Origin of the sequence: Frankia umida (assembly GCF_023242945.1) — a bacterium.
In the GTDB taxonomy this organism is placed as follows: Bacteria; Actinomycetota; Actinomycetes; order Frankiales; family Frankiaceae; genus Frankia; species Frankia umida.
The window spans coordinates 338202-363391 of the sequence record NZ_JALKFT010000001.1 but is presented as its reverse complement, the minus strand read 5'-3'; the positions used below and the strand labels follow the sequence as shown (position 1 = coordinate 363391).

Below are 25190 nucleotides of genomic sequence, written 5' to 3'. Positions count from 1 at the left end.
ACCGTAACCGGTCGGGAGGACACGATGCCGACAACCGGTCAACCCACCGCCGCGAAGCCCGAAGCCGGCGCGGATCCCATGATCTCGCTGGTCGGGGTCGGTCGGCGCTATCCGGATGGCACAGTGGCCGTGCGCGATCTGAGCTTCGACGTGCCGGCGGGAGAGCTGCTGTGCATGGTGGGTCCGTCCGGCTGTGGCAAGACGACCACCATGAAGATGATCAATCGACTGGTCGAGCCCACCAGCGGGCGGATCCTGGTGGCCGGCGAGGACGTCGCCCGGACCAACCCGGTGCGGCTGCGTCGGCGGATCGGCTACGTCATCCAACAGGTCGGGCTGTTCGGGCACCTGACCGTCCGGGGCAACGTCGCCACCGTGCCGCGGCTGCTCGGCTGGCCGTCGACGCGCATCCGGGCGCGGGTGGACGAACTGTTGGAGCTGGTCGGGCTGGACCCGGCCACCATCGGACGGCGTTATCCCCATGAGCTGTCCGGCGGTCAGCAGCAGCGGGTCGGGGTGGCCCGGGCCCTGGCGGCCGACCCGCCGGTGTTGCTGATGGACGAGCCGTTCTCGGCGATCGACCCGATCGCCCGGGCACGGTTGCAGGCCGAGTTCCTGCGCCTGCAACAGGAGATCCGCAAGACGGTCGTGTTCGTCACGCACGATCTGGACGAGGCGATCCGGCTTGGTGACCGGGTCGCGGTGTTCAGTCAGGGCGGCACACTGGAACAGATCGACCCGCCCGCGCGCATCCTCGGCCGTCCGGCGACCGATTTCGTGGCCGACTTCGTCGGCGCCGACCGGGCGCTGCGCCGGCTGGCCGTCACCCCCCTGCTCCCCGCCGATCTGGAACCACCCCGCCCGCACTCTGCCGCCGGGACGAACGGCGCTGGTGGGACGAACGGCGCTGGTGGGACGGATGGCCGGGGCGCGGTGGGGACCGGCCCGGCCAGGGTTCGGGTGGGCGCACCGTTGCGCCAGGCGCTCGCCGCGCTCCTGGCTCAGGACCGGGACACCCTCGACGTCTATGCCGCGACCGCCGGGGCGAGCCCGTCCGGCGGCGGCACTCCTGGTGGCGGCGTGCCCGGTGGCGCCGTGTCATCCGGTGCCGCAGCGGACGAGGGTGATCCACGTGAGCAGCCGATCGGAATGCTCACGCCCGCCGGGCTGCACGCCGCCCTGCGTCGGTCGGTGGCCGCCGACGACGCCGGCGGCACGGGCGGCGGGCCGTCAGTGGGGCTTGTCGATGGTCTCTGACGCGACCGAGCGGCCGGGGATTTCTGCGGATGCCGAGGATGCCTGCGCGGGTGAGGGTGGCGCGGTGCTGGGGGTGAGGCCTGGGGTGGGAGTGAGGCCCGGGGTGGGGGTTCCCCATGGTCCGGAGGGAGTGCGTGGTCGGCTCAGGCGTGCGCCGGGTGCGCTCTCCTCCCAGGCCAGAACCTTCTCCAGATGGACGCGGGTGCCCCGGTGCGGACCGTCCACCCGGTGGAACTGCACCTGATCCATCAGCGCCCTCATGAGGAAGATTCCCCGGCCCTGCTCGGGAACGCCATCGGTGGCGATGTCACTGAGACCGTCCGGAGTGCTGCTGGGGGCGCTGTCGGGGGCGGCCTCCGCCGCGACCGCGCTGGCGATCAGGTCGGGATCGACGGTCAGGTCGAAACCGCCGCCGCGATCGCTGACCTCGATGACGGCAACCTCGTTGTCCACGCCGACCGAAACCTCGTACTCGTCCTCGATCTGGGCGTGAATCAGCACATTGGCACAAGCTTCTGTCAACGCAAGCTCAACGTCGTCGATGCATTCACGGATGACACCGAGAACCTTCAGGGATTGCGTGCAGATTCTTCGAACCACCGGAATGGAGATCTCATCGCGTGGCAACGACAGACTGAGTTTGATCTCCATGTCGGCAGGTGTACCCCCCCGTGACAGCATCAATCGAACCAGCTCGGCCGACATTTGTCAGTTCTTGGTCACATGCGCCGGCGCCGGTCGGCGTGTCGCTCAGGAGAGCCGCTCGATGATCGCATGGCCCAGCGCGGTGCCGGAGAGCCAGGCATTCTCGATCTTCGATTGTGTGCCCCAGCCGTCACCGGCCAGGCCGATCGCATTGTCAGACAGGAAGAAAGGATGATCGTGGACCTGCGCGGGTCGGGCGAACGACCAGCGCTGCACCTGCAGCCACTGCGGCGCCTCGTCGACGGCCAGCAGCCGGCGCACCGCCGCGAGCAGCCCGGGCCCGGCGGCCGCGGGCTCGACCAGCCGAGGGGCGGCATAGCCGGCGGTGGAATGGGCGACCAGGACCGCCGCCTGGTCGCCCCGGCGGCGGCCATCGTCGGCGATCCATGTCAGGGTGTCGTCCTCGTGGACGAAGGCACCGTCGAGCGGCGTCCAGCAGCGGTGCGACCAGCCGGCGAGCAGCGTCAGCGCGGGTAGCCACGGCCGGTCGACGACCATCGCCCGCTCGGCGGTGAGGGACGCGTCCAGGTGTCGGGCGGCCTGCGGGTCGGGCATGGCCAGCACCGCGGCGTCGACCCGTTCACCATCGACGCACGGGCCGGGGGTGATCCGGGCGATCGGCGCCGCCTGGGTGACCCGGACGCCGCTGCGGGAGGCGAGGTCGGCGACCAGGGACCGCAGGCCGCCCGGCGCGGTGTAGCGCATCGGGCCCGGCTCGCCGACCACCAGAGCCTGGTCCGAGCCGCGCAGCACCGACATCCGTCTGGTCCAGGCCCGGGCCACCCCACGGGTGGTCCAGTCCGCGACGACCTCGGCGAACTGCGGCGAGGTCACCGTGAAATACGACGCGCCCGTATCGACGATGCGACCGTCGATCCAGCGTGAGGCCATCCGGCCACCGATCACGCGGCCGCGGTCACGGACCCGCACCGAGATCCCACCCGCCTGCAGCACGCAGGCGCAGGCGATTCCCGCAATTCCCCCACCGGCGACCAGGACCTTTGGCACCAGCCCCCCAATGTCCTACTCGACGACAGTCCAACACAACTAACGTCCAACTACCACCAGGGCGCCGGTGCGGCCCGTCCAGCTCACCATCATCGTGCCCGGTCGACCTGTGGATCGCCGGGTCGAGGTGACATCGGCGTGGGATAACGTGCGTCCCGGTCGAGGGTTTTCCCGGACATTTTCTGGGGGCTGCCGCCCGATTGAAGGGGTAACGGTGTGGCACCGGCGGGAATCACCCTCGCTGCCGTCGCGTGTCCGGCGGTGACGATGGCCTAGCCTTACCGGGGCCGGAGTCCCCCGGTGCCAGGTTGCCCCGAATCCTCCAGGAGCCAGCGATCGCACGTCGAACCGCCTCCCAGCGCCCGGGCGCCCGCTCCACCCGGCCCACCGCCACCGGCTCCCGGTCCGGCTCGTCCGCCGGCGCCGGTACGGTTGATCGAGACCGGTCGGGCGCGCAGCCGTCCACCGACGGGGAGATCGCGGTGGTCGGGCCGCGCGAACCCTGCCCGTGCGGGTCGGGGCGCCGCTACAAGGCCTGCCATGGTGGGCGCAGTCGGCCCGCCCCCGTCCTGCGGCCGTTCGTCGGTCGCCGCGACGAGCCGGACCTGGTCGCCCTGCGGGAACTGGTGCCAAGCGCGACCGCGCCGTTGCAGCTGTCGGCGGCCCATCTGGAGGCTCATCCCGAGCATGCCGGGCGGCGCATCATCCTCGGCACGATGCTGCCGCAGGCGGCACCGGCGCTGGTCCGCGATGACGGCGAGATCCTCATCGCGATCCAGACCGCGGTGCCCGGCCTGGACGCGTCCCGCGACATCGCCGGCGCGCTGCTGGCCGCCCTGGACGCCACGCCGGGCAGCGTGATCGACACCCCGGCCGCCTCGTCGCCGTTGCTCGTCAACCAACAGGCCGGCGGCCTGGCGGCGCTGCCCGGACTGGTCGACGTGCTGGACCCGGCGCCGCTGGAGATCACCGTCTGGGACGGGTTCGGCTGGTGGCTGCCGTCCACGGACGGCGCCGAGGGGGACGCCCTCAACCAGGAGGCGGCCGCGCTGCTCGAGCGGGCGAACGCCACGGTCGTGCCCACCGTCCGACTGGGTGGTGTCGCGGCCGCGTACTGGTGCCATCCCGGCGACCGCTGGCATCTGCGCTGGTCACTGCCGCTGGCCGCACCCGGCGGCACCGACGCCGGCTCGCCGTCCGACAGCGACACCGATGCCGGCACCGACACCGATGCCGACGCCGTGCCGGTGGCCGCTTCGGAGGAGGCGTTGCTGGACGCCCTCGCCCGGCTGGCCGCCGCCGATCAGTTGACCGTCGGCCCGGGATCGCGCTTCGTCGGCTTCTTCCGGGCGAATGGCCTGGTCGTCCCGGTCTGGGATCTGGCCGCGGGTACCGAGGCGTCGGCCTGCGAACAGCCGGCGGTCGAGCTGCTCACCGCCTACCGGGCCGCACTGGCCGAGCGGGTCCCGCTCGACGCTGCCCAGCGGCGGATTCGTGCCGGCCTTGTCGGCCGCAGCCTCACCCTGCGCTGATCCATGCCGGACGCTGACCCCATGCCGGACGCTGACCCCATGCCGGCCGTGGACCCCATGCCGGCCGTGGACCCCATGCCGGCCGCGGACCGTGGGCCGGATGCCGCTGGTGGAAACGACGTGTTCGATGTCGTCGTGGTCGGGGCCGGGCCCGCGGGGGGCAGTGCGGCCCGGGCAGCCGCGGCGGCCGGCGCGCGGGTCTGCGTGCTCGAACGCGCCGCGGTGCCCAGGTACAAGACCTGCGGTGGTGGGCTGGTCGGACTGTCCGCCGATCATGTCGGGCTTGACCTCACGGGCCTGGTCCGCGCGACGGCCAGCTCCCTGACCCTGACCCTGGACGGCCGGTACGAGGTCAGTCGTGGGCGACGCCACGGCCAGCCGTGGCTGTCGATGGTGATGCGCGCGGAGCTGGACGCCGCCCTGCTCGCGGCCGCCCAGACGGCCGGTGCGACCGTCCGGACCGGGGTGCAGGTCATGGGCCTCACCGAAGCGGCCGAGGACGGCGAGGACGCCGGGTGGGTCACGGTGCGGTTGCGGCAGGGCGCCGATGTGCGCGCTCGGGTCGTGATCGGGGCGGATGGCACGTCCGGTCGGTGCGGTACCCATGTCGGGGTGCGCTGCGACCAGGTGGACGTGGGACTGGAAGGCGAGTTCGTCGTCGACGCCGCGATGGCCGACCGCTGGACCGGTCGGATGCTGATCGACTGGGGTCCGGTTCCCGGATCGTACGGCTGGGTGTTTCCCAAGGGACGGGTGCTGACCGTCGGCGTGATCGGCGACCGGGAGCAGGGCGCGGCGCTGCGGGGCTACTACCGGAGTCTCGTCGACCGGTACGGGCTCACCGATCTGCCCCGGGAGCATGACTCGGGGCATCTCACCCGGGTTCGGGCGGCCGGCTCACCGCTGCGCCGCGGCCGGGTGCTGGTCAGCGGCGACGCGGCCGGTCTGCTCGATCCGTGGACGCGGGAGGGGATCTCGTTCGCGCTTCGTTCGGGCCGGCTCGCCGGGGAGGCCGCCGCCGCCGCGGTGGCGGCGCCCCGGGCCAGCGGGCCGCACGGTGTGGCGGCGCTGGCGGCCTATCCCGCCCGGGTCGAGCGGATTCTCGGCCCGGAGATGGATGCCGGTCGCGAGGTGCTGGCCGCGTTCGCCCGTCGGCCGGCGGTCATGCACGCGCTGCTGTCGAGCCCGGGCACGTTCGGCCTGTTCACCCGGCTGATCGAGGGCCGTACGACGGTGGCCCGCCAGCTGCGCAGACCCGGTGTCCGCGCGGCGGTCGCCGCACTCGCCCGCTGAGCCCGCCTGACGGGGGCGTCCCGTCAGGGCCGGCCGCCCTCCTGCCCGAAGCGTTCCGCCACCGCGCCGGCGATCTCCCGATACGCCTCCTGGGTCTCCCGACGCAGGTCCGCGAGGGCGATCCGGCCACCGGCGGCCAGGTGCGGGTCGTGCGGGACCTGCACCACCCGACGGGTGCGTCCCTCGAAGTGGTGGGTGAGTTCGTCCACGTCCACACGTGGGGCCGTGGCCGGGAACATGGAGATCACGGCCACGGCCTCGCGGACCTGGGCGGCGTAGCCGTTGTCCTCGAGCCAGTCGAGGGTTGCCTCGGCGCTCTCCCCGCCGTCCGCCGTGGCGCTGCTGACGATGACCAGGGTGTCGGCCATGTCCAGGACCCCGTGCATGGCGCTGTGCAGGATGCTCGTCCCACAGTCGGTGAGCAGGATCGAGTAGTGCCGCTGGAGCAGGTCGTCCACGGCCCGGTACTCGGGCTCGCCGAAACTCTCGGCCAGCTCCGGATCGTTCGCCGAGGCCAGCACCTCGAGCCGGGAGTCGGCCTGGGAGAGGTACTTGCGGACGTCCACGTAGCGGTGCAGGCGCCCGGCGTCCGCGAGCAGCTCCCGCACGGTGTGCGCGGACGTGCGTGGCACCTTGGAACTGAGGGTGCCCCGGTCCGGATTGGCGTCGATCGCCACCACCCGGTCGCCGCGCAGGCTGGCGAGCGTCGAACCGAGGGCGACCGTCGCCGTCGTCTTGCCGACCCCGCCCTTGAGGGAGAGCACCGCGATCCGGTGACAGTCCTGTAGCGGGGTGCGGATGCGGGCGACGAGCCGGTTGTCGCGAACCTCGTCCGCTGACGGCCCGGGGTTCACCGCACCGGCCGACACCTGGTAGACGAGCTTGCGCCAGCCGCGCGACGCCGTCTGCGCAGGTGCGGGCAGCAACGCGCTGGTCAGCCGTGGCTGGCCGGCGGCTGCGTGCGCACCGGTCGAAGCCGGCTGGTCTGGCCCCGAGCGCGGGTCCGGCCCCGAGCGCTGCCCCGGCGGGTTACCCGGCCACGTTCGGTAGCCCGCCCACGCCGCCGCGACGTCGTCCGGCGACTGGTGGGTCGTGCCCTCCGGACGGCCAGGCCGGTCATCCGGATAGGGCTGATAGTCGGAACTGGGCGGGTAGGCGGAGCGGTCCGGGTACCCGTCGTCCTGGTACTCGTCGTCCTGGTACCCGTCGTCCTGGTAGCGGTCGTCCTGGTAATCGTCGGCCGGGTAGCCCTGACGACCCTGGCGCTGCTCGGCCGGGTAGCCACCGGTCTGGTAGCAATCGGCCTGGTAGGCGGACTGCGCCGGGTAGCCGGAATCGAGCTGACCCGGATGAGGCTGGTAGCCGGGGTCGGCCTGGTAACCAGGTTGGGGCTGGTAGCCGGGGTTCGACGGTTGGCGCGGGTCGATCGGGCGAACCTGCTGGCCTGGTTGCGGCCGGTGAGCGGGATGCGGCTGTCCCGCTGGGACCACGCGCGCGGCGGCGGGCAGCGGCTGGGCGCCGGAGAGCGACGGCGGTAGATAGCTCGGATAACTGGGATGCTCGCGATAGCCGGGGTGCGGCTGGGTTCCCGGCGGCGGCTGGAGCGCCGGGGGCGGGCCGTGACCTGTCGGCGGGCGCTCGTCCAACGGCAGTGACCGGGTCGGCTGCTGCCGCGGCGGCAGTGGTGGCGTTGGCGGCAGCGGTGGTGGTGTGTCGCCAGAAGCCACCGGGGCCCCTGGGCGGGGCAGCATCCCGCGGGGCACGATCCGGCGCCGTCCGTCCGGGCGTGGGTGGGCCGGGTGGGCCGGTGCCTGACCGGCGAGCGGGTCCGGTGTGGACGGCTCGGGATCCCGAAGCCAGGACGGCACCCGACCGGCCGTGGTTCGCGCCCGCATCGGACGGGTCCCGGGATGGCCGTACGACGAGGTGTCGTCGGCGACGGTGGGCGGCGGGGCGGGATATTCAGTGGACGGACGGTATGCCTCGAACTGCGCGTCGTAGGCGGGTGGCACCACGCCGGGCCCGGTCGAGCGCCCGAGCCCACCCGCGACCGTCAGCCCACCGACCGTGGGCCCCACACCTGCGGGTCCGGTGACCGTGGGGCCAGCGACCGGGGGGGCGCCAACCGTGGGGCCGCCAACCGTGGGGCCGCCAACCGTGGGGCCAGTGACTGTGGGGCCGCCAACCGTGGGGCCAGGGACCGTGGATCCGGCGACGGTGGGCTCGCCGATCGTGGGGCCGGTGACGGTGGGGCCGTGGAGGGGATCGAACGTCCGTGTCCCGAGCGGCGACGCCCAGCCGTTCGAACTGTCCGGTTCGCGGGCTGGTGCGGGCCACGCGGCTGTCGGAGTGGCCGGATCCGCGCGGGCCGGCGCGACATCTCCCACCGACCAACCCTGATCAGTCAGGGCGGCGATGGAACCGTCCCACATGGAACTGTCGGCCGGTGTGCCGCCGACGACCGGGCCGCGCTGGTCGCGGCCGCTGGCCCAGACGCCGTAGGCGGGCTGGCTCGCCACGATGGGCTGGCTCGCCACGATGGGCTGGCCGGTCACGGTGGGGTAGGTGGGCGGGGGCGGGTCGTCGACGCCGTCCACGCGGATGAAGTCGAGGTCGCGCCGATCGTCTGCCCACGGATTGTTTGACGGCGAGCCGTCCGGTGGAATCGATCCCTCCACGCGGTTCAAGGGTCTCCCTCCAGACGGTCGGCCCGCTCGGGCGGCCAGGTCGCTTTGGCGCCCGACACGGGCGGTCGGTCCTGCACGGGCGGGCGACGTGCTGCGGTCACCGTCCGACGTGAATGTGCGGTCCGTCGCACCCGACGGGTTTGACCAGAATGACATGCGTCCGACGGGACCGCACGGACCGCCCAACCCGAATCGACGGACCGCCCGCCGCCGCACCGGGCCGCCGTGGCCGGCGGTAACCACACCCGGGGGTGGGCAGGAGGTCCGCGGGGGGCGCAGTACCGGGGGACGAACGGCGAGGGGCCGGACACCGGGGAGGACACCAGGCAGTGATCGGATGATGACGCGGATGCGTGGCGCGGCGCGGCGCGTGGTGCGGGCGGGGACGCGGGCCGGAGGGCGTGGCTGGTCGTGGCCGGCGGTCGCGGCCGGCGTGTTCGGGGTGCTGCTGCTGGCATTGGCGGTTCGGGTGCCCTGGGCGCCCTGGGTGCGCGTCGATGTGGACATCACCGCGACGCTGGTGCGGGTCTCCGCCGGCGACGACGCCCTGGCTGGTGCCCTGCGGTGGGTCAGTGTGGTGTGCGCTCCCACTGTCTGGCGGGTGCTCGCGGTTGTTGCGGCCGCCTGGCTGTGGTGGCGCGCGCGTGGTGGTCGGGGGGTGGGTGCCCGCGACCCGGATCTCATGCGGCGGCTTGCCACCTTTGTGCTGGTCACGGTGGAGGTCGGTGGGCTGGTGGCCCGCCTGGCCAAGGAGGTCGTCCGCCGGTCGCGGCCGTTGGTCGACGATCCGGTCGCATCGGCGGCCGGGTTCAGCTTCCCGTCCGGCCATGCGTTCGGGGTCGTGGTCGCCGCGACGGTGGTGCTCGTCGTCACGGGCGCGCTGACTGGGCGGACGGCCCGTCCGGTGTGGTGGGGCATCGCCGCGGTGGTGATCGCCGGCACCGGCTTCGCCCGGGTGGGGCTCGGCGTCCACTATCTGTCGGACGTCGTCGCCGGATACCTGCTCGGGGTGGCATGGGCGCTCGGCCTGGCCGCCTGGTTTCGGCTACCGGTGGCCGGGAGCCGTGACCGCGCCCGGAGCGGGTCGCTGGTTGGCGGCTGAGCGCTGCCACTCCCGGACCAGCAGCGCGACGCGGCGCACCGCCCGGACCTCACTGTGCGCTCGGGTGGCGGTGAGCAACTGGTCGGCGCGGATGGAGACCGACGCCACGGTGCGACCCCAGGAGATCTCGATCGCCTCGCTCGCCAGCGTGCAGACCCGGTCGAGTTCGAGTCGACCCTGCCGGGAGAGGGCGATGGCGAGGTCGAGACGGATCACCGAGCGGAACCCGGGCACCTCGAGGGCGTCGAGTCCGGGCAGGGCGAGTTCGGCGTGCTGCTCGGCCGCCGTCGGCCGGCCGAGCAGGCACATCGCCGTCGTCGCGTGGTAGGGCACCAGTACCGGGTGGCACGTCTCGAACGCCGGTCCTGGTCGTCCCCACTGGTCGGGGGGGACGAGATCGGCCAGGTCGTAGGCCTCGTCCAGGGACAGCGCGGCACCGCGGACGTCACCCAGGGCGGCCAGGGCACGGGCGACCTGACAGACCAGTCGGACGTGCACCGGACCGTCGTCGACCCGGGTCAGGCCGTCGCGGGCCAGCCGCAGCGCCTCCTCCGGCCGTCCGGCGTAGAACTCCGCGACGGCGGCGACCTCACGGGCCGACCCGCACAGTGCCGCGTCACCGAGGGCCTGACCCACCTGGAAGCCGAGCGTGGTCAGGGAGCGGGCGGTGACGGTGTCGCCGAGCTTGAACGCGGCGTCCGCGCCGAGGACGGCCACTCGGCCGATCAGCAGGTCCCGTCGTCGGGCGTCGCCGCCGGGCACGGAACGCCGAGCGAGCCGTTCGAGCCCGCGGCGTAGCCGGACGGTCTGGGCCAGGATGTGCGCCGGGGGCGTCCGCTCGTGCGCGCAGAGCAGATCGTCGAGCAGGTCCTCGGCGCGCTCGAGGGCGAGGTCCACCGGGCTCGCGGCGAGGACGTCGGAGACCTCCATGATCTGACCCTCGGCCAGCATCGCCGTCATCATCGTGGCGCCCGCGTACCCGCGGCGCCGTCGGGAGCGCTGCGCCGGTGCCCGCAGACCCGTGACGGTGGGGCCGGCGACCAGACGGCCGGCGACCGGGTTCCCGGCGGTCAGCGGACCCGCGGTCGCGGGGCCCGGGACGGGTCGTGGCGCCGGAGCGAGCCTGGTGCGGCGGTTGAGGACGGGAAGCAGGGCGGGTACGGCGAGTTCGCTGCGGCGGGCGAACGCCGCGAAGCCGAGCGCGTACGGATGGCGGGCGGGCGCGGCACAGGACGGCGGCGGCGGCGGGGGTGGTTCCACCGGGTAGTCCTCGGGGCAGTCGTCCGGTGGGGTTCGGGCGGGGGGGATGAGGATCGACTCGCCGGACGCCGATCGAACCGGGTGCGGGCCGGGACGACCGGCCGGACCCGGGATCCCGCGCTCGGGACCACGGTCCGGCGAGGATCCGCTCGACTGCGGCATGCCGCGCGTCCTTCCTTCCGATAACACCACGGTCAGCGACCGTGCCGACAAGGTAGCGGAGAGTCGGCCCGCTGCGAGGAGTGACGTGGCGCAAGCGCACGGTGGGACCACGCTGCTGGGCTGACGCTCCGGTCCGTCGGCGACGGTGACGACGGTGGTGGCCCTCCGGGCGGCGACGCCGCCGCGGGTGGGCCGGCCGGATGAACCGGTGGGCGCCGGCTCGTCCGGCACTACCGGATCCGCATGGCCAATAGTAGGAGCACCCCTGCGCCGGAGGGTAACGATGGGGATCGTGAAAGGTATCAGCCATCGTGGCTCTACGTGGTGTTTCTCGCGGGTTTCCGCAGCCGATCCGGTCGGTGCGGCACCGGATTACCGGCCGCCGCGGGCGTGGTTGATCCGGTCGAAGGGCATACGGACGAACGAACACGCGGCGTGAGCAGGCTGAGCGACGGAAGCCTTGTGCACCAGCCCGAGAATGCGCCGACGGAGTTCGCCGTCGGCGCGTCGGACGGACCGGGAGCCGATCCTCACAGTGCGTTTATATCGGGACATGTTTGGAACAATCTCGCAATAGTCCCGCAACTATGTCATTAGGTCATAGGCGCCCGGAGGTGGGCGTGTCGGTGCCGGCGATGCGACCAAGGTCGCCGGTCGAGGCGCCCCCCGGGTCGGTAGCCTCGGCACGATGGCTGACGCGGCCCCGCGGGACCTTCCGACGCGCCCGACTCGCCCGACGCGCCGCGGGCGCGGGCCCGGCGGCCGCTGCACGGTGTCCGGAGCCGACGGAGCATGCGGGCTGACCCCGGTCGGTGGCGCGGCTCGGGGCGCCGCCCCCGGCGAGGCCCGCCATGTCGGATGATCCACTCGTCGCACCCCGGGCCGGCCTCACCGGAGCGCGGGCGGAGCTCGCCCGCGACCTCGAGGTGGTGGCCCACCGGGCCTGGCCGCCGCTGCACGTGACGGAGCTCGCCGGTTGGACACTGCGGGCCTCCGCCGGGGCGTCCCGGCGCGGGAACTCGGTCTGGGCCCACGGCGACGTCCCCGACCTGCCGGCCGCGCTCGCCACGGTCACCGACTTCTATCGCGCCGCCGGCCTGCCACCCACCTTCCAGCAGACACCGGTGAGCAGACCGAGCGGGCTGGCCGCCGTGCTCGACGCCGCGGACTTCGACGACACCGGCCCCACCGACGTCTGCACCGCGCCGCTGACCGGCTTCGCCCGCCCCGTCCGAGCTGGCCCGCCCACCCTGCGGGTGCTGTGCGCGAGCGGGCCGGACGAGACCTGGCTGACGGTCGCGGGCCAGGTACTGGCCACCTTCGACACCCAGCGGGACGCCACACTGGCCGTGCTCGGCGCGCTGCGGCTGCCCACGGTCTATGTCACCGCCGCCGTCGACGGAGTGCCCATCGCGGTGGGTCGAGGTGTCGCGGACGGCCGCTGGCTGGGCATCTACAGCATGGCGACGCTGCCCGCCGCCCGCGGCCAGGGCGCCGCCCGTCAGGTGGTCGCCACCCTCGCCAGCTGGGCGGCCCAGCAGGGCGCGACCTATGCCTACCTGCAAGTTGAGGAGGTCAGCACCGTGGCCAGGCGGTTGTACGCCGAGCTCGGCTTCCGACCGGTCTACCGGTACTCCTACCGGCGCGGCCCGATCCCACCCGCTCCACCGATCCCAGCGACCAGTTCGACCAGTTCGGCCAGTTCGACCAGTTCGGCCAGTCCGGCTCGTCCGGCTTTCTCGGCGCAGGAGCGGAACGCATGAACGCGGATGTGGCGGGACTGTTCACACCGGGTGAGCTGACCCGGGTGATGGGAGTGGTCAACGTGACCCCGGATTCGTTCTCGGACGGCGGCACGTTCCTCGACCCCATCGACGCCGTACGGGCGGGCCTGCGGATGGTCGCCGAGGGCGCCGATCTCATCGATGTCGGGGGCGAGTCCACCCGGCCCGGTGCGCTGCGGGTGCCCGCGAGTGAGGAGATGCGCCGGGTGCTGCCGGTCGTCGCCCAGCTCGCGGCGGCCGGCGTGCGGGTCAGCGTGGACACGACCAGGGTCTCGGTCGCCGCCGCGGCGGTGGACGCCGGCGCCGTGCTCGTCAACGACGTCTCCGGCGGCCACGATCCGGAGCTGCTGGCCATGGTGGCCGACCGTGGGGTCCACTACGTCCTCATGCACGCCCGTGGGCCGAGCGCGACCATGGCCGAACAGGCCGTCTACGGTGACGTCGTCGCCGAGGTGGTGGCGGAGCTGGACAGTCGTCTCGAGGCGGTCCTGGCCGCGGGCATCGCCGAGGAACAGGTGGTCATCGATCCCGGGATCGGCTTCGCCAAGACGTCCGCGCACAACTGGGCGCTGCTCGGCCACCTGCACGCGTTCGCCGCCTTCGGTCGTCCCCTGCTGGTCGGGACGTCACGCAAGTCGTTCCTCGGCACGGTGCTCGCCGACGGCCAGGCGCAGCCACGCCCGAGCGACGCGCGTGACGACGCCACCCAGGCCACCACCGCCCTGCTGGCCGCCGCGGACGTCTGGGGTGTGCGGGTGCACGCCGTACGTCCGGCCGCCGACGCCGTGCGGGTGGTCCGCGCCTGGAAACGCAGCGCCCAGGCCACCGCGCCGACCACACTGGTCGCGAACCCCACCACCAGCGCCCCCGGTGGTTCCAGGACCGCCGACGCCTCCAGGACAGGATGGTCGCCTTGATGAGCGCAGCCGTGGATCCGACCGGTCCGCACCAGGATCGGATCACGCTGCGCGGCCTGCGGGTGCGTGGCCACCACGGGGTGCTGCCCGCCGAACGGGAACTCGGCCAGGAGTTCGTCGTGGACGCGGTGCTCTGGCTGGACGTGACCGATGCGGCCCGCACCGACGATGTCACCCGCACCGTGCACTACGGCGAGCTGGCCGAGGCGCTGGCCGCCATCGTCGCCGGCGAACCGGTGGACCTGATCGAGACGCTGGCCCACCGCCTCGTCGATGCCTGCCTGCGCCCGCCGCGGGTGCTGCGGGCCGAGGTGAGCGTGCACAAGCCGGCGGCGCCGATCCCGCTGGTCTTCGACGATGTGGCCGTGACGGTCGTCCGTGACCGCCCCGAACCCCGCTGAGCCGGCGGTGACACCGGACGCCCCCGCGCCGGACCGCTCGGCCCGGCACGCGGTGTTGGCCCTCGGCTCCAACCTCGGCGACCGCCTCGCGCTGTTGCGGGCCGCGGTGGCCAGTCTCGACGCGCGGCTTGGCGTACTGGCCTGCTCGCCGGTGTACGAGACCGCGCCGGTCGGCGGGCCGGAGCAGGACGACTACCTCAACGCCGTCGTCCTGGTGGCGTCGGCCGGGCCGCGCGAGCTGCTGGCCGCCGCCCACGTCGCGGAGGCGGCGGCACACCGGGTCCGACAGGTCCGTTGGGGACCTCGCACCCTCGACGTCGACGTCATCGCGCTCGGATCGGTCCGCAGCGACGATCCGGAGATCATCCTTCCGCACCCGCGGGCACATCTGCGCGCCTTCGTCTGCGTGCCCTGGCTGGACGTCGAACCCGCGGCCATCCTGCCCGGTCACGGCCCCGTCGCCGACCTCGTCGCCCGGATGGCCCAGGACGGGGAGCTGGCCGACCTACGGCGACTGCCCGCCCCACTGCGTCCCGCTGATTCCGCTGGTCGTGCTGGTTCCGCTGGGGCGCCGTCGTGAACCCGACGCGGGGGCGTGACCTGGCGCTGGTGGCCGTCATCTTCGGGGCGCTCGCGTACGTGCTGCTCTGGTGGACGTACCGGTCGATCCCGGCGCTGCCACGTACGGCGCCGGTGTCGGTGCTCGTCATCGGTGCGCTGGAACTGCAGATCGCCGGGCACACCCGGCGTCGACTGGAGGGTCGACCGGGGACGCGGCCGATCGTGGCGCTGACCGTCGCCCGGCTCGCCGCGTTCGCCAAGGCGAGTTCGGTGGCCGCGGCCGCGCTGGCCGGCGGCTGGGCCGGAACGCTGGGCTACACCATTCCACGCACGGACGAGTTCGGCAGCGCGGGTGGCGACGCGATCACCGCCGGCCTGGGTCTCGCCGCGGCCGTCGTCCTGCTGGTCGGTGGGCTGGTCCTGGAACGGGTCTGCCGGGTCCGCCGCAAATAGCCCCCGGGACGGCCGCGGCCACGCCCCACGACGAGCCCGCAGCAGAACCCGCCTGATGACGCTACCGAGGGTCATGGACGGAGGGTCATGGACGGGCCGGCGCCCGGGGGCGCGGACGGTGGGAGCGCGGGTTGTGGGCGCCGAGCGGGTGTCGGGTAGTTGGCTCAAGCCCGGAAAATCGGCCCTACTCGTCTAGTCTGGGCGGTATTGCCGCAGATGGCGGCGCTCGGAGCGGCGATGCGTCCGGGTCGGATCGCTCGTCGTGCGGCGGATGTCGGGCCGGTGCGCTGATGTCGAGCCGCAGAGGCGGAAGGTGCGGGCGGTGGTCGCTGAGGGCCGGGACCGCGGCGGCGCGGCGGATCGTCGGTCCGGCTCGGCTGGGCGGCGGCAGACCTTCCGGGCGGTGGCCTTCGGTGATCCGACCGCGGGCGGCGCCGGAGTCATCCGTACCGCCCCCGTGGTGGACAGGTCCGCCCTCGACCCGTCCGCCTGGCCGCAGGCCCCAGGTACGCCGCCGGTTCCAGGAACGCCGCCAGCTTCAGGAACGCCGCCGGTTCCAGGAACACAGCCGCCGCCGGTCGGGGCACGGCCGCCGGCCGCCGGAGCAGGGCCGCGCCCGGCGCCGGTTTCTCCCTCGATCAATCCAGCGAATCCGCCGGTAACGCAACGGCGGGGTTCGGCGGAGAAATCTGGTGCGGTCCGTTCCGCGCCGATTACTGATGCGTCCCGCTCGACGAGAGCGGCGGACATTCGTCCGATGCGAGCCGGTGGTCCGGGCGGAAACCGGGTGACCCCGTCGACATCGCAGCGTGATTATCGGCCGGCGCCGCCGGCGACCGAGCGTGGTTATACCGGTCTGCTGGACAGCGTCAGTTCCACCGGTCTCCGGCCCGCGCTGCGCGATGTTCCACTGACGGGTCCGGTCCAGCCCGCGCGGCGCGACGCACCTGCCGGGCCCGGCCCGTCGCGGCGGCGTGTTCCGCCTGGGCGCTTCGGGGCGCCCGAACAGTCCGATCCGTCCGAGCGGTCCGAGCGGTCCAGGCCGGCGGCCGGACCTGTCCCGCCGGACAGGTCCGTTCCGCCGGACAGATCCGTTCCGCCGGACAGGTCCGTTCCGCCGGGAAGGTCCCTTCCACCGGGAAGATCCGCCCTGCAGGGAAGGTCCGTCCCGCCGGAAGGATTCGTCGCGCCGGGGAGGTCCGCCACCTCGATGCGGGATGAGCCCGCAGGGCGGGATGGGTGGTCGGGGCGGGAGGCGTCGTCGGCGTCCGCCGCCGGTTCAGGTGTGGGGCGCAGGCGTGCGGGGGTGGGCGCCGGTCCGGGGCGGCGTGCGGTCGCGCTGCTGGTGATGTCGGCCGTGGTCGTGGTCGCTGTGCTGATCGCCGGGGTGTCACTGGGACGCACGCTGGCGCTGCCCGGCGATGTCGGACCGATGACCCGGCTCGCCGACTGGGGTCGGGCCAATCATCTGTCCTTCGTCGTCAACCGGGTCGATCGCCGCTGAGCGGGCGCCGTCTCCGGTCGGGGGCCCCGAAAGGGGGCATCGGCCGACCGTTCCACGGCGGCACGGGATCTTCGGGGGCGGACGGGGCGATGTGCGGGCGGGGCGGAGATCGTTGTCGTCTGTTGTTGTAATTGTTGCCTTATGGTCACTCGTTCGGATGCTTGCGGCGCTATTCGCCGAGTATCTGGCTCGGCGGGCCGGCGCCCCTTCCCGTCGGCTGTGGTCCGCCGTGTGGGCCATGTCAAAAATAGCCCGTTCTGGTGGTCCCGATCCCTTGCCTGAAGGCGCCTTCGGCGTGTCCAATCGGTATTGGCAGGTCTGTCGTATTCCGTCGACCTCGGCTGGTGTGCTCCGTCTCGTCGGTGCACGCTGTCATCACGATTGGCCGAGCGCGCATCCCGACCTGCCAAAGGCATCCAGGGAGGCCATGTGCGTCCGAGACCGGCAGCGGCCCCCGAGGTCGCGCTGACTGGTGACGGCGGCCTCGGCTCCTCGCTACGGCGTGGGCTGGGGCCCGGTTCGGTGGGAGCGCCCCGCCTCGTCCCCGTGGCTACCGAGGTCAGCGATGGTCCGGGTCGTCCGGCCACCGAGGCCGAGGCAAGCGCGATCACCGCGGCGGTGGTGAACAGCCCGCTGGTCCCGCGCGGCGAGGTGAAGGTCAGCGGCATCCGCACGTCCACCGGCGCGCCGGACTGGGCGTTCGCCGTCCTGCGTGTCGTCGGCGGGCGTGATCCGTCCATCGCCGTGCTGCGGTGGGATGTCAGCTACGGCTGGGTTCTCGACCAGGTCGGCAGCGCTCGGCTTGGCTGCGGGGTAGGCGGCCAGGTGGCGGCGCGGCGGCCCGAACTGACAGTGGTTCCCCCGGCCGGCCAGGCGCAGCGGAGTGGTCGGCCGCAGCGGGAGGCCGCCGGGCCAGCCCGCGGTGTGGCGCGGTAGGCGAGCCGGGGCGGGTAGTCCACACGACGGCACTTCGTCACCTGCGGCGAGCGCCAGCTACCGTCATGAGAGTGACGATGCCGGCTGACGAGGCGCAGGACGAGTCCGTGACCCTGGCGGACTGGCTTCGCGCGCAGCCGGATGAGGCGATTATCCGGCTGTTCCTGCTCAGGCCCGACCTTGCTACCCCGCCCCCGCCGGACTTCACCGTCCTGGCCGCGCGGATGGAGGTGCGGGTCAGCGTCACCCGCGTGGTGGACCGGCTCGACACCTTCGTCCATGAGGTGCTGCAGGCCCTGACCGTGCTGCCCGCCGGTGCGTCGCTGGCCGAACTGACCGCGTTCACCGGGCACCGCGAGGTCGCCGCCGCGGTGCGGCGGCTGCGTGAACTCGGCCTGCTGTGGGGCGACGACACGGCGTTGCGGATCGTCGGGATGGCCGTCGACCTGGTCGGCGAGCGGCCGCTGGGGCTTGGCCGCCCGGTCCGGCAGTGCCTGTCCAGCTACCGCAACGTCCAACTGAACCGGCTGGCGGCCGCGCTCGGCGGCATTCCCAGCCAGGGCGTCGGCGCGGGCTCGGGTTCGGATCGGGACGGGGGCGGCGGCTGGGGTGGTCCGGGCGGGCGCCCGGACCTGGTCAGCGTGGTCGGGGCGCTGTTCGACGAGCCCGCGCGGATCCACGGCTGGGTCGAGAGCTGCACCCCGCGGGCCCGTGAACTGCTGGAGCGGCTGGCCAGTGAAACGTCGCTGGGCAGCACCACGGCGGCGCACCGGGTGGTGCCGGTCGAGCAGGCCCGCACCCCCGTCGAGGAGCTGCTGGCCCGCGGGCTGATCATCGGGATCGACGACGAGAAGGTCGAACTGCCCCGCGAGGTCGGCCTCGTGGTCCGCGGCGGGACACCGGCCGGTCCGCTGCATCCCCGTCCGCCCGAGCTCGAGGGCACCGCGATCGGTGTGGCGAGCGTGGACGCGGCCGCGGCCCTCACCGCGCAGACGATCGTGCGCTGGGTCACGACCATCGTGGAGGCCTGGGGTGAGACGCCGCTGACGCCGCTGCGTACGGGCGGACTGAGCGTGCGCGACCTGCGGGCCACCGCCCGGCTGCTGGACACCGACGAACGGGTCGCCGCCTTCGTCGTCGAACTGGCCTGGGCCGCGGGGCTCGTCGACGCGACCACCGGCAACGACGTCCAGTTCATGCCGACGGCGGCGTACGACCGTTGGGGCACCGAACCGATCGAGGTCCGCTGGGCCGTCCTCGTCGACAGCTGGCTGCGTGCCCCCATCGCCACCTGGCTGATCGGTGAGCGGGACGAGCGGGGCCGTCAGATCGCCGCGCTGTCGTCGGAGGTGCGCCGCGGTGTCGCCCGGGAACTGCGGGCCGACGTGCTGCGGGCGCTGGGCGCAGCGCCCGCCGGGATGGCGCCCAGCGCCGCGTCACTGCGGGCCCTGCTCGCCTGGCGAGCCCCCAGACGGACCGGAACGTTCCTGGACCGCACGGTCGAGAGCACGGTGGTCGACGCCGAGCTGCTCGGTGTCACCGGCCGAGGCGCGCCCAGCACCGTCGGGCGGGTGATCATCGACCGGCTCGAGACCGAGGCGGCCGATCCCGCCCACACCCCGCTCACCTCCGGGCGGCCGGCCGGAGGCGACACCGACCTGTGTCAGCGGCTCGCCGACGTCCTCGGCCCGCTGTTGCCCGAACCGGTGGAGGAACTGCTGCTCCAGGCGGACCTGACAGCCGTCGCCCCCGGGCCGCTGGTGCCGCGGGTCGCGGCTCGGCTGGCGCGGATGGCGGACATCGAGTCCACCGGGGCCGCCACCGTCTACCGGTTCACCGAGGAATCGCTGCGCCGCGCGTTCGACTCGGGGCTGACCGCCGAGGACCTGCACGACGATCTCGCCCGCTGGGGCCGCACCGGCATCCCGCAGGGACTCACCTACCTGATCGACGACACCGCCCGGCGGCACGGCCGTATGCGGGCCGGACCGGCGGCGAGCTACCTGCGCTGCGACGACACGGCCCTGCTCTCCGAAGTGGTCGTCAGCCGGGGAACGCAGGCTCTGGGTCTGCGCCGGATCGCACCGACCATCGTCATCTCGTCGCTGCCGGTGAACGACCTGCTGGCCGGTCTGCGTGAGGCCGGGTACGCACCGGTGGCGGAGGCCCCCGACGGCCGGGTACTGCTCAGCCGTCCCACCACCCACCGGACGCCGGCCCGGGCTCGCTCGAGCTCCGGTGACGTCGCCGACAGCCGGCTGGCCCAGGCCCGCGACGTACTGCGACTGGTGCGCCGCGGCGACGACAGCGCCCGTACCCTGCGAGCGGCCAGGTCCACCGACATCGCCGGCTTCGGGCTCACCCGATCGGCCCCGCTCATCCTGACGATGCTGCAGGACGCGGTGCGCGAGAAACAGCGCATCCTGCTGGGTTATGTCGACCAGCAGGGCACCCCCCGAGACCGGATCGTGCGACCGACCGCCCTGGACGGCGGCTGGCTCACCGCCTGGGACGAGCTCACCGACCAGCCGCGCCGGTTCGCGCTGCACCGGGTCACCGGCATCGCCGAGCTGGGTCGCTCAGGCGGGACTCCGGCCGCCCGGCAGGATTCGGACGCGTCGCACTGACCCGCCTGTCGTACTGACCCGCCTGTCGTACTGACCCATCCGGTGGGCTGACCCACCCCGCCGGGCTGACTCGTCTCGGCCCACTGGGTGTCACCTTGTCGGAGGCCGCCTGTACCGTCGAAGAAGCTCGATGGACGTCCGGCGGGTGACCACCGGCGTTCGGGACGGCTCCCGGGCGACCCTGAGCGCCCGGGTGGTGCAGCGAGAGGGTGGTGGCGAGTGGCGGACGGCCCTCTGATCGTGCAGTCGGACAAGACCCTCCTGCTGGAGGTCGGCCATCCCGGTGCGGCGGAGGCACGGGCGTCCATCGCTCCGTTCGCCGAGCTGGAGCGGTCCCCGGAGCACGTGCACACCTACCGGATCACGCCGCTGGCGCTGTGGAACGCCCGGGCCGCCGGGCACGACGCCGAGCAGGTCGTCGACGCGCTCGTGCGGCACTCCCGGTATGCCGTCCCACACGCGCTGCTGGTCGACGTCGCCGACACGATGGACCGTTACGGTCGGCTCCGCCTGGAGAACGATCCGGTCCACGGGCTGGTCCTGCGGGCGCTCGATCGGGCGGTGCTCGCCGAGGTGGCCCGCGCCAAACGGATCATCCCGATGCTCGGTGAGCGCATCGACGATGACAGCATCGCCGTGCATCCGTCCGAGCGGGGCCGGCTCAAGCAGGCGTTGCTCAAACTCGGCTGGCCCGCGGAGGACCTCGCCGGTTACGTCGACGGTGAGAAGCACTCGATCGCCCTCGTCGAGGACGGCTGGCAGCTGCGCGACTACCAGCAGGGCGCGGTCGCGGGCTTCTGGGAGGGCGGCTCGGGTGTCGTCGTGCTGCCCGCGGGTGCCGGCAAGACCATCGTCGGTGCCGCGGCGATGGCCCAGGTCGGCGCGACCACCCTCATCCTGGTGACGAACACGGTGGCCGGTCGCCAGTGGCGCCACGAACTGCTGCGGCGAACCTCCCTCACCGAGGACGAGATCGGCGAGTACTCCGGCGAGCGCAAGGAGATCCGGCCGGTCACCATCGCCACGTACCAGGTCATGACAGCCCGCCGCAAGGGCGAGTACCTGCACCTGGATCTGTTCAGCGCCCGCGACTGGGGTTTGATCATCTACGACGAGGTGCACCTGCTGCCGGCCCCGGTGTTCCGGATGACCGCCGACATCCAGTCCCGTCGCCGGCTTGGTCTCACCGCCACCCTCGTCCGGGAGGACGGCCAGGAGGGCGACGTGTTCTCCCTGATCGGCCCGAAGCGCTTCGACGCCCCGTGGCGGGAGATCGAGGCGCAGGGCTGGATCGCCCCCGCCGAGTGCACCGAGGTGCGGGTCACCCTCACCGATGACGAGCGGATGGCCTACGCGGTGGCCGAGCCCGAGGAGCGCTACCGGATGTGCGCGACCGCGGCCAGCAAGCGGATGGTCGTGCGCCGTCTGGTCGAGCGGCACGCCGACGACCGGGTCCTGGTGATCGGCGCCTACCTGGACCAGCTCGACGAGCTCGGTCGGATGCTGAACGCCCCGGTCATCCAGGGTTCCACCCGCAACCGGGAACGCGAGCGCCTGTTCGAGGCGTTCCGCACCGGGGAGATCACCACCCTGGTCGTCTCCAAGGTCGCCAACGTCTCCATCGACCTGCCCGAGGCCGGTGTCGCCGTGCAGGTGTCGGGCACGTTCGGCTCACGCCAGGAGGAAGCCCAGCGCCTCGGCCGGGTGCTGCGCCCCAAGGCGGACGGCCGCGCCGCCCACTTCTACACGGTCGTCTCCCGCGACACCCTCGACCAGGAGTACGCCGCGCACCGCCAGCGCTTCCTCGCCGAACAGGGCTACGCGTACACGATCGTCGACGCCGACGACATCCCCGACGGCGCCGGCAGCTCCGACCAGAGCTAGTCGGGGTCGGGCGGGTCGATCAGGTCGGCTGGTCGCACGCTCACCGGGAACGGGCGGACGGTGTGGAACTCGCCGTCCGCCCCGGTCACGCTGGACGTCACGTAGGCGCCGCCGACCAGCTCGAACGCCGTCAGCGTCATCGAGTCCGGGTCGACCAGCCAGCAGGCCGGGACGCCCCACTCCCGGTAGAGATCGAGTTTGACGGTCCGGTCGTAGCGGCGGGTGCTCGCGTCGGCGACCTCCACGACCAGAAACGGCCGCTCCCGCAGCGTTCGCCCGCCCGGTGCGGGGCTGGAGGCGACGACCACATCCGGCACCAGCAGACAGCGGTCGGACACCTCGACGCTGACGCCCGCCGGCAGCACCTGCGCGCCGGAGGTGGACACGCCGGCCAGCAGCTGGGCGAGGCGGCTGGTCACCCGGGCACGCAGCGGCGTGGGCCAGGGTCGCACGACACACAGGCCGTCGACCACCTCGACGCGGGCATCGCCACCACCCGCCGCGAGGTCGGCGACAGTGACCGGCGGGGCGGGGACTGTCAGCGACGGACGACGGGCACGGAACTGCGCACTGGCCTGGACCACGCCGTCCATCGTGCCGCGCGGACCGCGGCGTGTCGAAACCCGCTCAGGTCAATTGTCCGTGTCGCGCAATTCGTCGACTTCAAATGATCAGTCGACGGAAAATTGTCGATAAGAAGTGACATAAAACTCTTGCCGGGCCGTCCTACTGCCTGGTAACTTGCTCTCCGCTGCAGGAGATTGTGATTTACCCGCAGAAGGCCGTCTTTGGGAGCGCCTCCCGGCGCTCGCTCCGTCCCGAGTGTGCGCCTGCTCCCAGGCCGCGGCGGCTCACCTCCGTGGAACCTCCCGTCCACGGAGGTGAGCACCCGCCTCCCCGCCTTCCGCCTCCCGGTCTCCCCCGGTCCCCCTGATGCCTCGCCAGCTCGACTGCGGGCTCCTGTGGGCCCTTCTGTCTCCGCTTCGGGTCGGGTCTCTGGCGTGCCGGCCCGCCTGTGCCCCTCCCGGTCGAGGGGTGGAGTGCCGTCGGGGCCGGGAGGATCGACCATCCAGTCGGATTGATCCACGCTGATCCGTGGTGGCTCGGATTTGTCCACCCCATCCGGGGGGTATCCCCAGGTTCAGTCGAATCTGCGTGATGAATGCCTCTTTTCTGGCATTGTCGCTGCGATCAAGCGGTTCGGGAGAACCACCACAGAAACGGCGAAAGGCGACTCCGCGTCGAAGCGGAGCCGCCTTTCGCCGTTACCATTCGTGCTGTGTCGACGCGGTGCGGGTGGTGCGCCGCCCCACCTCGACCCGGCCGAGCCCGGTCTGATGTGGCCGGGACGGCCGGTGGTGCCGAGCTGACGTCCTGAGACTGGAGGAGTCTCAGAAGTCCATGTCGCCGCCGCCGCCGGGGACGGCGGGGGCCGGGTTCTTCTCCGGCTTGTCGGCGATGACGGCCTCGGTGGTGAGGAACAGGCCGGCGATCGACGCGGCGTTCTGCAGCGCCGAGCGGGTGACCTTGGCCGGGTCGATGATGCCGGTGGCGATCAGGTCGACGTACTCACCGGTGGCGGCGTTGAGGCCGTGGCCGGTGGGCAGGTTACGGACCTTGTCGACCACGACGCCACCCTCGAGACCGCTGTTGAAGGCGATCTGCTTGATGGGGGCCTCGAGCGCGAGGCGGACGATGTTGGCGCCCGTGGCCTCGTCGCCGGAGAGGTCGAGCTTCTCGAAGGCGGTGATCGACGCCTGGAGCAGCGCGACGCCACCACCGGCGACGATGCCCTCCTCGACGGCGGCCTTGGCGTTGGAGACCGCGTCCTCGATGCGGTGCTTCTTCTCCTTGAGCTCGACCTCGGTGGCCGCGCCGACCTTGATGACGGCGACACCACCGGCGAGCTTCGCGAGGCGCTCCTGGAGCTTCTCGCGGTCGTAGTCCGAGTCGGACTTCTCGATCTCGTTGCGGATCTGGCTGACCCGACCGGCGATCTGGTCGGGGTCGCCCGCACCTTCGACGACGGTGGTCTCGTCCTTGGTGACGACGATCTTGCGCGCGCGGCCGAGCAGGTCGAGCGAGGTGCTCTCGAGCTTGAGGCCGACGTCCTCGGAGATGACCTGGCCACCGGTGAGGATGGCGATGTCACCGAGGATCGCCTTGCGGCGGTCGCCGAAGCCGGGAGCCTTGACCGCGACGCTCTTGAAGGTGCCGCGGATCTTGTTGACGACCAGGGTGGCCAGGGCCTCGCCCTCGACGTCCTCGGAGATGATGACCAGCGGCTTGCTGGTCTGCATGACCTTCTCCAGCAGCGGGAGAACGTCCTTGACCGCCGCGATCTTGCTGTTGACGATCAGGATGTACGGGTCGTCGAGGACGGCTTCCTGGCGGTCGGCGTCGGTGACGAAGTACGGCGAGATGTAGCCCTTGTCGAAGCGCATGCCCTCGGTGAGCTCAAGCTCGAGACCGAAGGTGTTGCTCTCCTCGACGGTGACCACACCCTCCTTGCCGACCTTGTCCAGCGCCTCGGCGATGAGCCCGCCGATCGCGGGGTCACCGGCCGAGATGGAGGCGGTGGAGGCGATCTGCTCCTTGGTCTCCACCTCCTTGGCCTGCTTGGACAGCTCCTCGGAGACGCGCTCGACCGCGACCTCGATGCCCTTCTTCAGGCCGAGGGGGTTGGCGCCGGCGGCCACGTTGCGCAGACCCTCACGGACCAGCGCCTGGGCCAGGATCGTCGCGGTGGTGGTGCCGTCACCCGCGACGTCGTTGGTCTTCTTCGCGACTTCCTTGACGAGCTCCGCGCCGATCTTCTCGTACGGGTCCTCGAGCTCGATCTCCTTGGCGATGGAGACACCGTCGTTGGTGATCGTGGGGACGCCCCACTTCTTCTCCAGCACGACGTTGCGACCCTTGGGGCCGAGCGTGACCTTGACGGCGTCGGCCAGCTGGTTCATGCCGCGCTCCAGGCCGCGCCGAGCCTCCTCATCGAAGGCAATGATCTTCGGCATGGTTTCTGGGTCCTCCCAGTGGGATGGCAGGTTCGATGGCCTGGCCACAACGACGCCCGCGACGGACGGCTCCCGCCAGCTCCGGCCAGGTGCGGACAAACCG

Annotated in this window: 19 protein-coding genes; 13 read left to right on the top strand and 6 right to left on the bottom strand. The window is 72.6% G+C overall.

Annotated features, from left to right (window positions below; all coding sequences use genetic code 11):
• The first annotated feature begins 24 nt into the window (after positions 1 to 24).
• Positions 25 to 1257: an ABC transporter ATP-binding protein gene (locus MXD59_RS01410; RefSeq protein WP_248823102.1), complete on the top strand. Its 1233-nt coding sequence runs from the start codon at positions 25 to 27 to the stop codon at positions 1255 to 1257.
• On the opposite strand, the gene MXD59_RS01405 is transcribed toward MXD59_RS01410, so the two are convergent.
• Entirely contained in the window at positions 1231 to 1962 is a 732-nt protein-coding gene (locus tag MXD59_RS01405) for an ATP-binding protein (RefSeq protein WP_248823101.1), read from the bottom strand. The two genes, MXD59_RS01410 and MXD59_RS01405, sit on opposite strands and share 27 nt — an antisense overlap.
• A 45-nt stretch (positions 1963 to 2007) precedes the next feature.
• Positions 2008 to 2970: an NAD(P)/FAD-dependent oxidoreductase gene (locus tag MXD59_RS01400; protein ID WP_248823100.1), complete on the bottom strand. Its 963-nt coding sequence runs from the start codon at positions 2968 to 2970 to the stop codon at positions 2008 to 2010.
• Between the two features lie 476 nt (positions 2971 to 3446).
• Here MXD59_RS01400 and MXD59_RS01395 point away from each other — a divergent pair, with 476 nt between their 5' ends.
• Both MXD59_RS01395 and MXD59_RS01390 read left to right on the top strand, forming a co-directional pair.
• The gene (locus MXD59_RS01395) at positions 3447 to 4502 is read left to right on the top strand and encodes a DUF5926 family protein (RefSeq protein ID WP_372511867.1); all 1056 of its coding nucleotides are present in this window, start codon (positions 3447 to 3449) and stop codon (positions 4500 to 4502) included.
• A gap of 75 nt (positions 4503 to 4577) precedes the next feature.
• Positions 4578 to 5795: a geranylgeranyl reductase family protein gene (locus MXD59_RS01390; RefSeq protein WP_248823230.1), complete on the top strand. Its 1218-nt coding sequence runs from the start codon at positions 4578 to 4580 to the stop codon at positions 5793 to 5795.
• Between the two features lie 23 nt (positions 5796 to 5818).
• Here the strand turns inward: MXD59_RS01390 and MXD59_RS01385 are convergent, their stop codons facing one another.
• Complete coding sequence (locus MXD59_RS01385; protein WP_248823098.1) at positions 5819 to 8473, bottom strand: nucleotide-binding protein; 2655 nt, start codon at positions 8471 to 8473, stop codon at positions 5819 to 5821.
• A 358-nt stretch (positions 8474 to 8831) separates the two neighbouring features.
• Here MXD59_RS01385 and MXD59_RS01380 point away from each other — a divergent pair, with 358 nt between their 5' ends.
• Positions 8832 to 9584, top strand: coding sequence for a phosphatase PAP2 family protein (locus MXD59_RS01380; RefSeq protein WP_248823097.1), 753 nt, complete (start codon positions 8832 to 8834; stop codon positions 9582 to 9584).
• Here the strand turns inward: MXD59_RS01380 and MXD59_RS01375 are convergent.
• Positions 9528 to 11006, bottom strand: a complete 1479-nt coding sequence (locus tag MXD59_RS01375) for a hypothetical protein (RefSeq protein ID WP_248823096.1) — start codon at positions 11004 to 11006, stop codon at positions 9528 to 9530. The two genes, MXD59_RS01380 and MXD59_RS01375, sit on opposite strands and share 57 nt — an antisense overlap.
• Positions 11007 to 11857: 851 nt before the next feature.
• On the opposite strand from MXD59_RS01375, the gene MXD59_RS01370 reads away from it, so the two are divergent.
• The 9 genes from MXD59_RS01370 (at position 11858) to MXD59_RS01330 (ending at position 22073) form a co-directional block, all read left to right on the top strand.
• A complete protein-coding gene (locus MXD59_RS01370) occupies positions 11858 to 12769 on the top strand; it encodes a GNAT family N-acetyltransferase (RefSeq protein ID WP_248823095.1) in 912 nt (303 codons plus the stop codon).
• A complete protein-coding gene (gene folP / locus MXD59_RS01365) occupies positions 12766 to 13707 on the top strand; it encodes a dihydropteroate synthase (protein WP_248823094.1) in 942 nt (313 codons plus the stop codon). Before MXD59_RS01370 ends, folP begins: the two co-directional genes overlap by 4 nt.
• The gene (gene folB / locus MXD59_RS01360) at positions 13707 to 14108 is read left to right on the top strand and encodes a dihydroneopterin aldolase (RefSeq protein WP_248823093.1); all 402 of its coding nucleotides are present in this window, start codon (positions 13707 to 13709) and stop codon (positions 14106 to 14108) included. Before folP ends, folB begins: the two co-directional genes overlap by 1 nt.
• Positions 14086 to 14688, top strand: a complete 603-nt coding sequence (folK, locus tag MXD59_RS01355; RefSeq protein ID WP_504858125.1) for a 2-amino-4-hydroxy-6-hydroxymethyldihydropteridine diphosphokinase — start codon at positions 14086 to 14088, stop codon at positions 14686 to 14688. Before folB ends, folK begins: the two co-directional genes overlap by 23 nt.
• A complete protein-coding gene (locus MXD59_RS01350; protein ID WP_248823092.1) occupies positions 14685 to 15122 on the top strand; it encodes a DUF3180 domain-containing protein in 438 nt (145 codons plus the stop codon). The genes folK and MXD59_RS01350 overlap by 4 nt, the downstream gene beginning before the upstream one ends.
• A gap of 1306 nt (positions 15123 to 16428) precedes the next feature.
• Positions 16429 to 16626, top strand: coding sequence for a hypothetical protein (locus tag MXD59_RS01345; protein ID WP_248811223.1), 198 nt, complete (start codon positions 16429 to 16431; stop codon positions 16624 to 16626).
• A gap of 429 nt (positions 16627 to 17055) precedes the next feature.
• Complete coding sequence (locus tag MXD59_RS01340; RefSeq protein ID WP_248823091.1) at positions 17056 to 17562, top strand: hypothetical protein; 507 nt, start codon at positions 17056 to 17058, stop codon at positions 17560 to 17562.
• A gap of 77 nt (positions 17563 to 17639) precedes the next feature.
• Positions 17640 to 20189 carry a helicase-associated domain-containing protein gene (locus tag MXD59_RS01335; protein ID WP_248823090.1) on the top strand — a complete coding sequence of 850 codons (2550 nt, stop codon included), beginning with the start codon at positions 17640 to 17642 and terminating at the stop codon, positions 20187 to 20189.
• Positions 20190 to 20408: 219 nt separating this feature from the next.
• The gene (locus MXD59_RS01330) at positions 20409 to 22073 is read left to right on the top strand and encodes a DNA repair helicase XPB (RefSeq protein ID WP_248823089.1); all 1665 of its coding nucleotides are present in this window, start codon (positions 20409 to 20411) and stop codon (positions 22071 to 22073) included.
• Here MXD59_RS01330 and MXD59_RS01325 read toward each other — a convergent pair.
• Positions 22070 to 22666 carry a Uma2 family endonuclease gene (locus MXD59_RS01325; RefSeq protein WP_248823088.1) on the bottom strand — a complete coding sequence of 199 codons (597 nt, stop codon included), beginning with the start codon at positions 22664 to 22666 and terminating at the stop codon, positions 22070 to 22072. The genes MXD59_RS01330 and MXD59_RS01325 overlap by 4 nt on opposite strands.
• 798 nt (positions 22667 to 23464) lie before the next feature.
• The gene (gene groL / locus MXD59_RS01320) at positions 23465 to 25087 is read right to left on the bottom strand and encodes a chaperonin GroEL (RefSeq protein ID WP_175084902.1); all 1623 of its coding nucleotides are present in this window, start codon (positions 25085 to 25087) and stop codon (positions 23465 to 23467) included.
• Positions 25088 to 25190 lie beyond the last annotated feature (103 nt).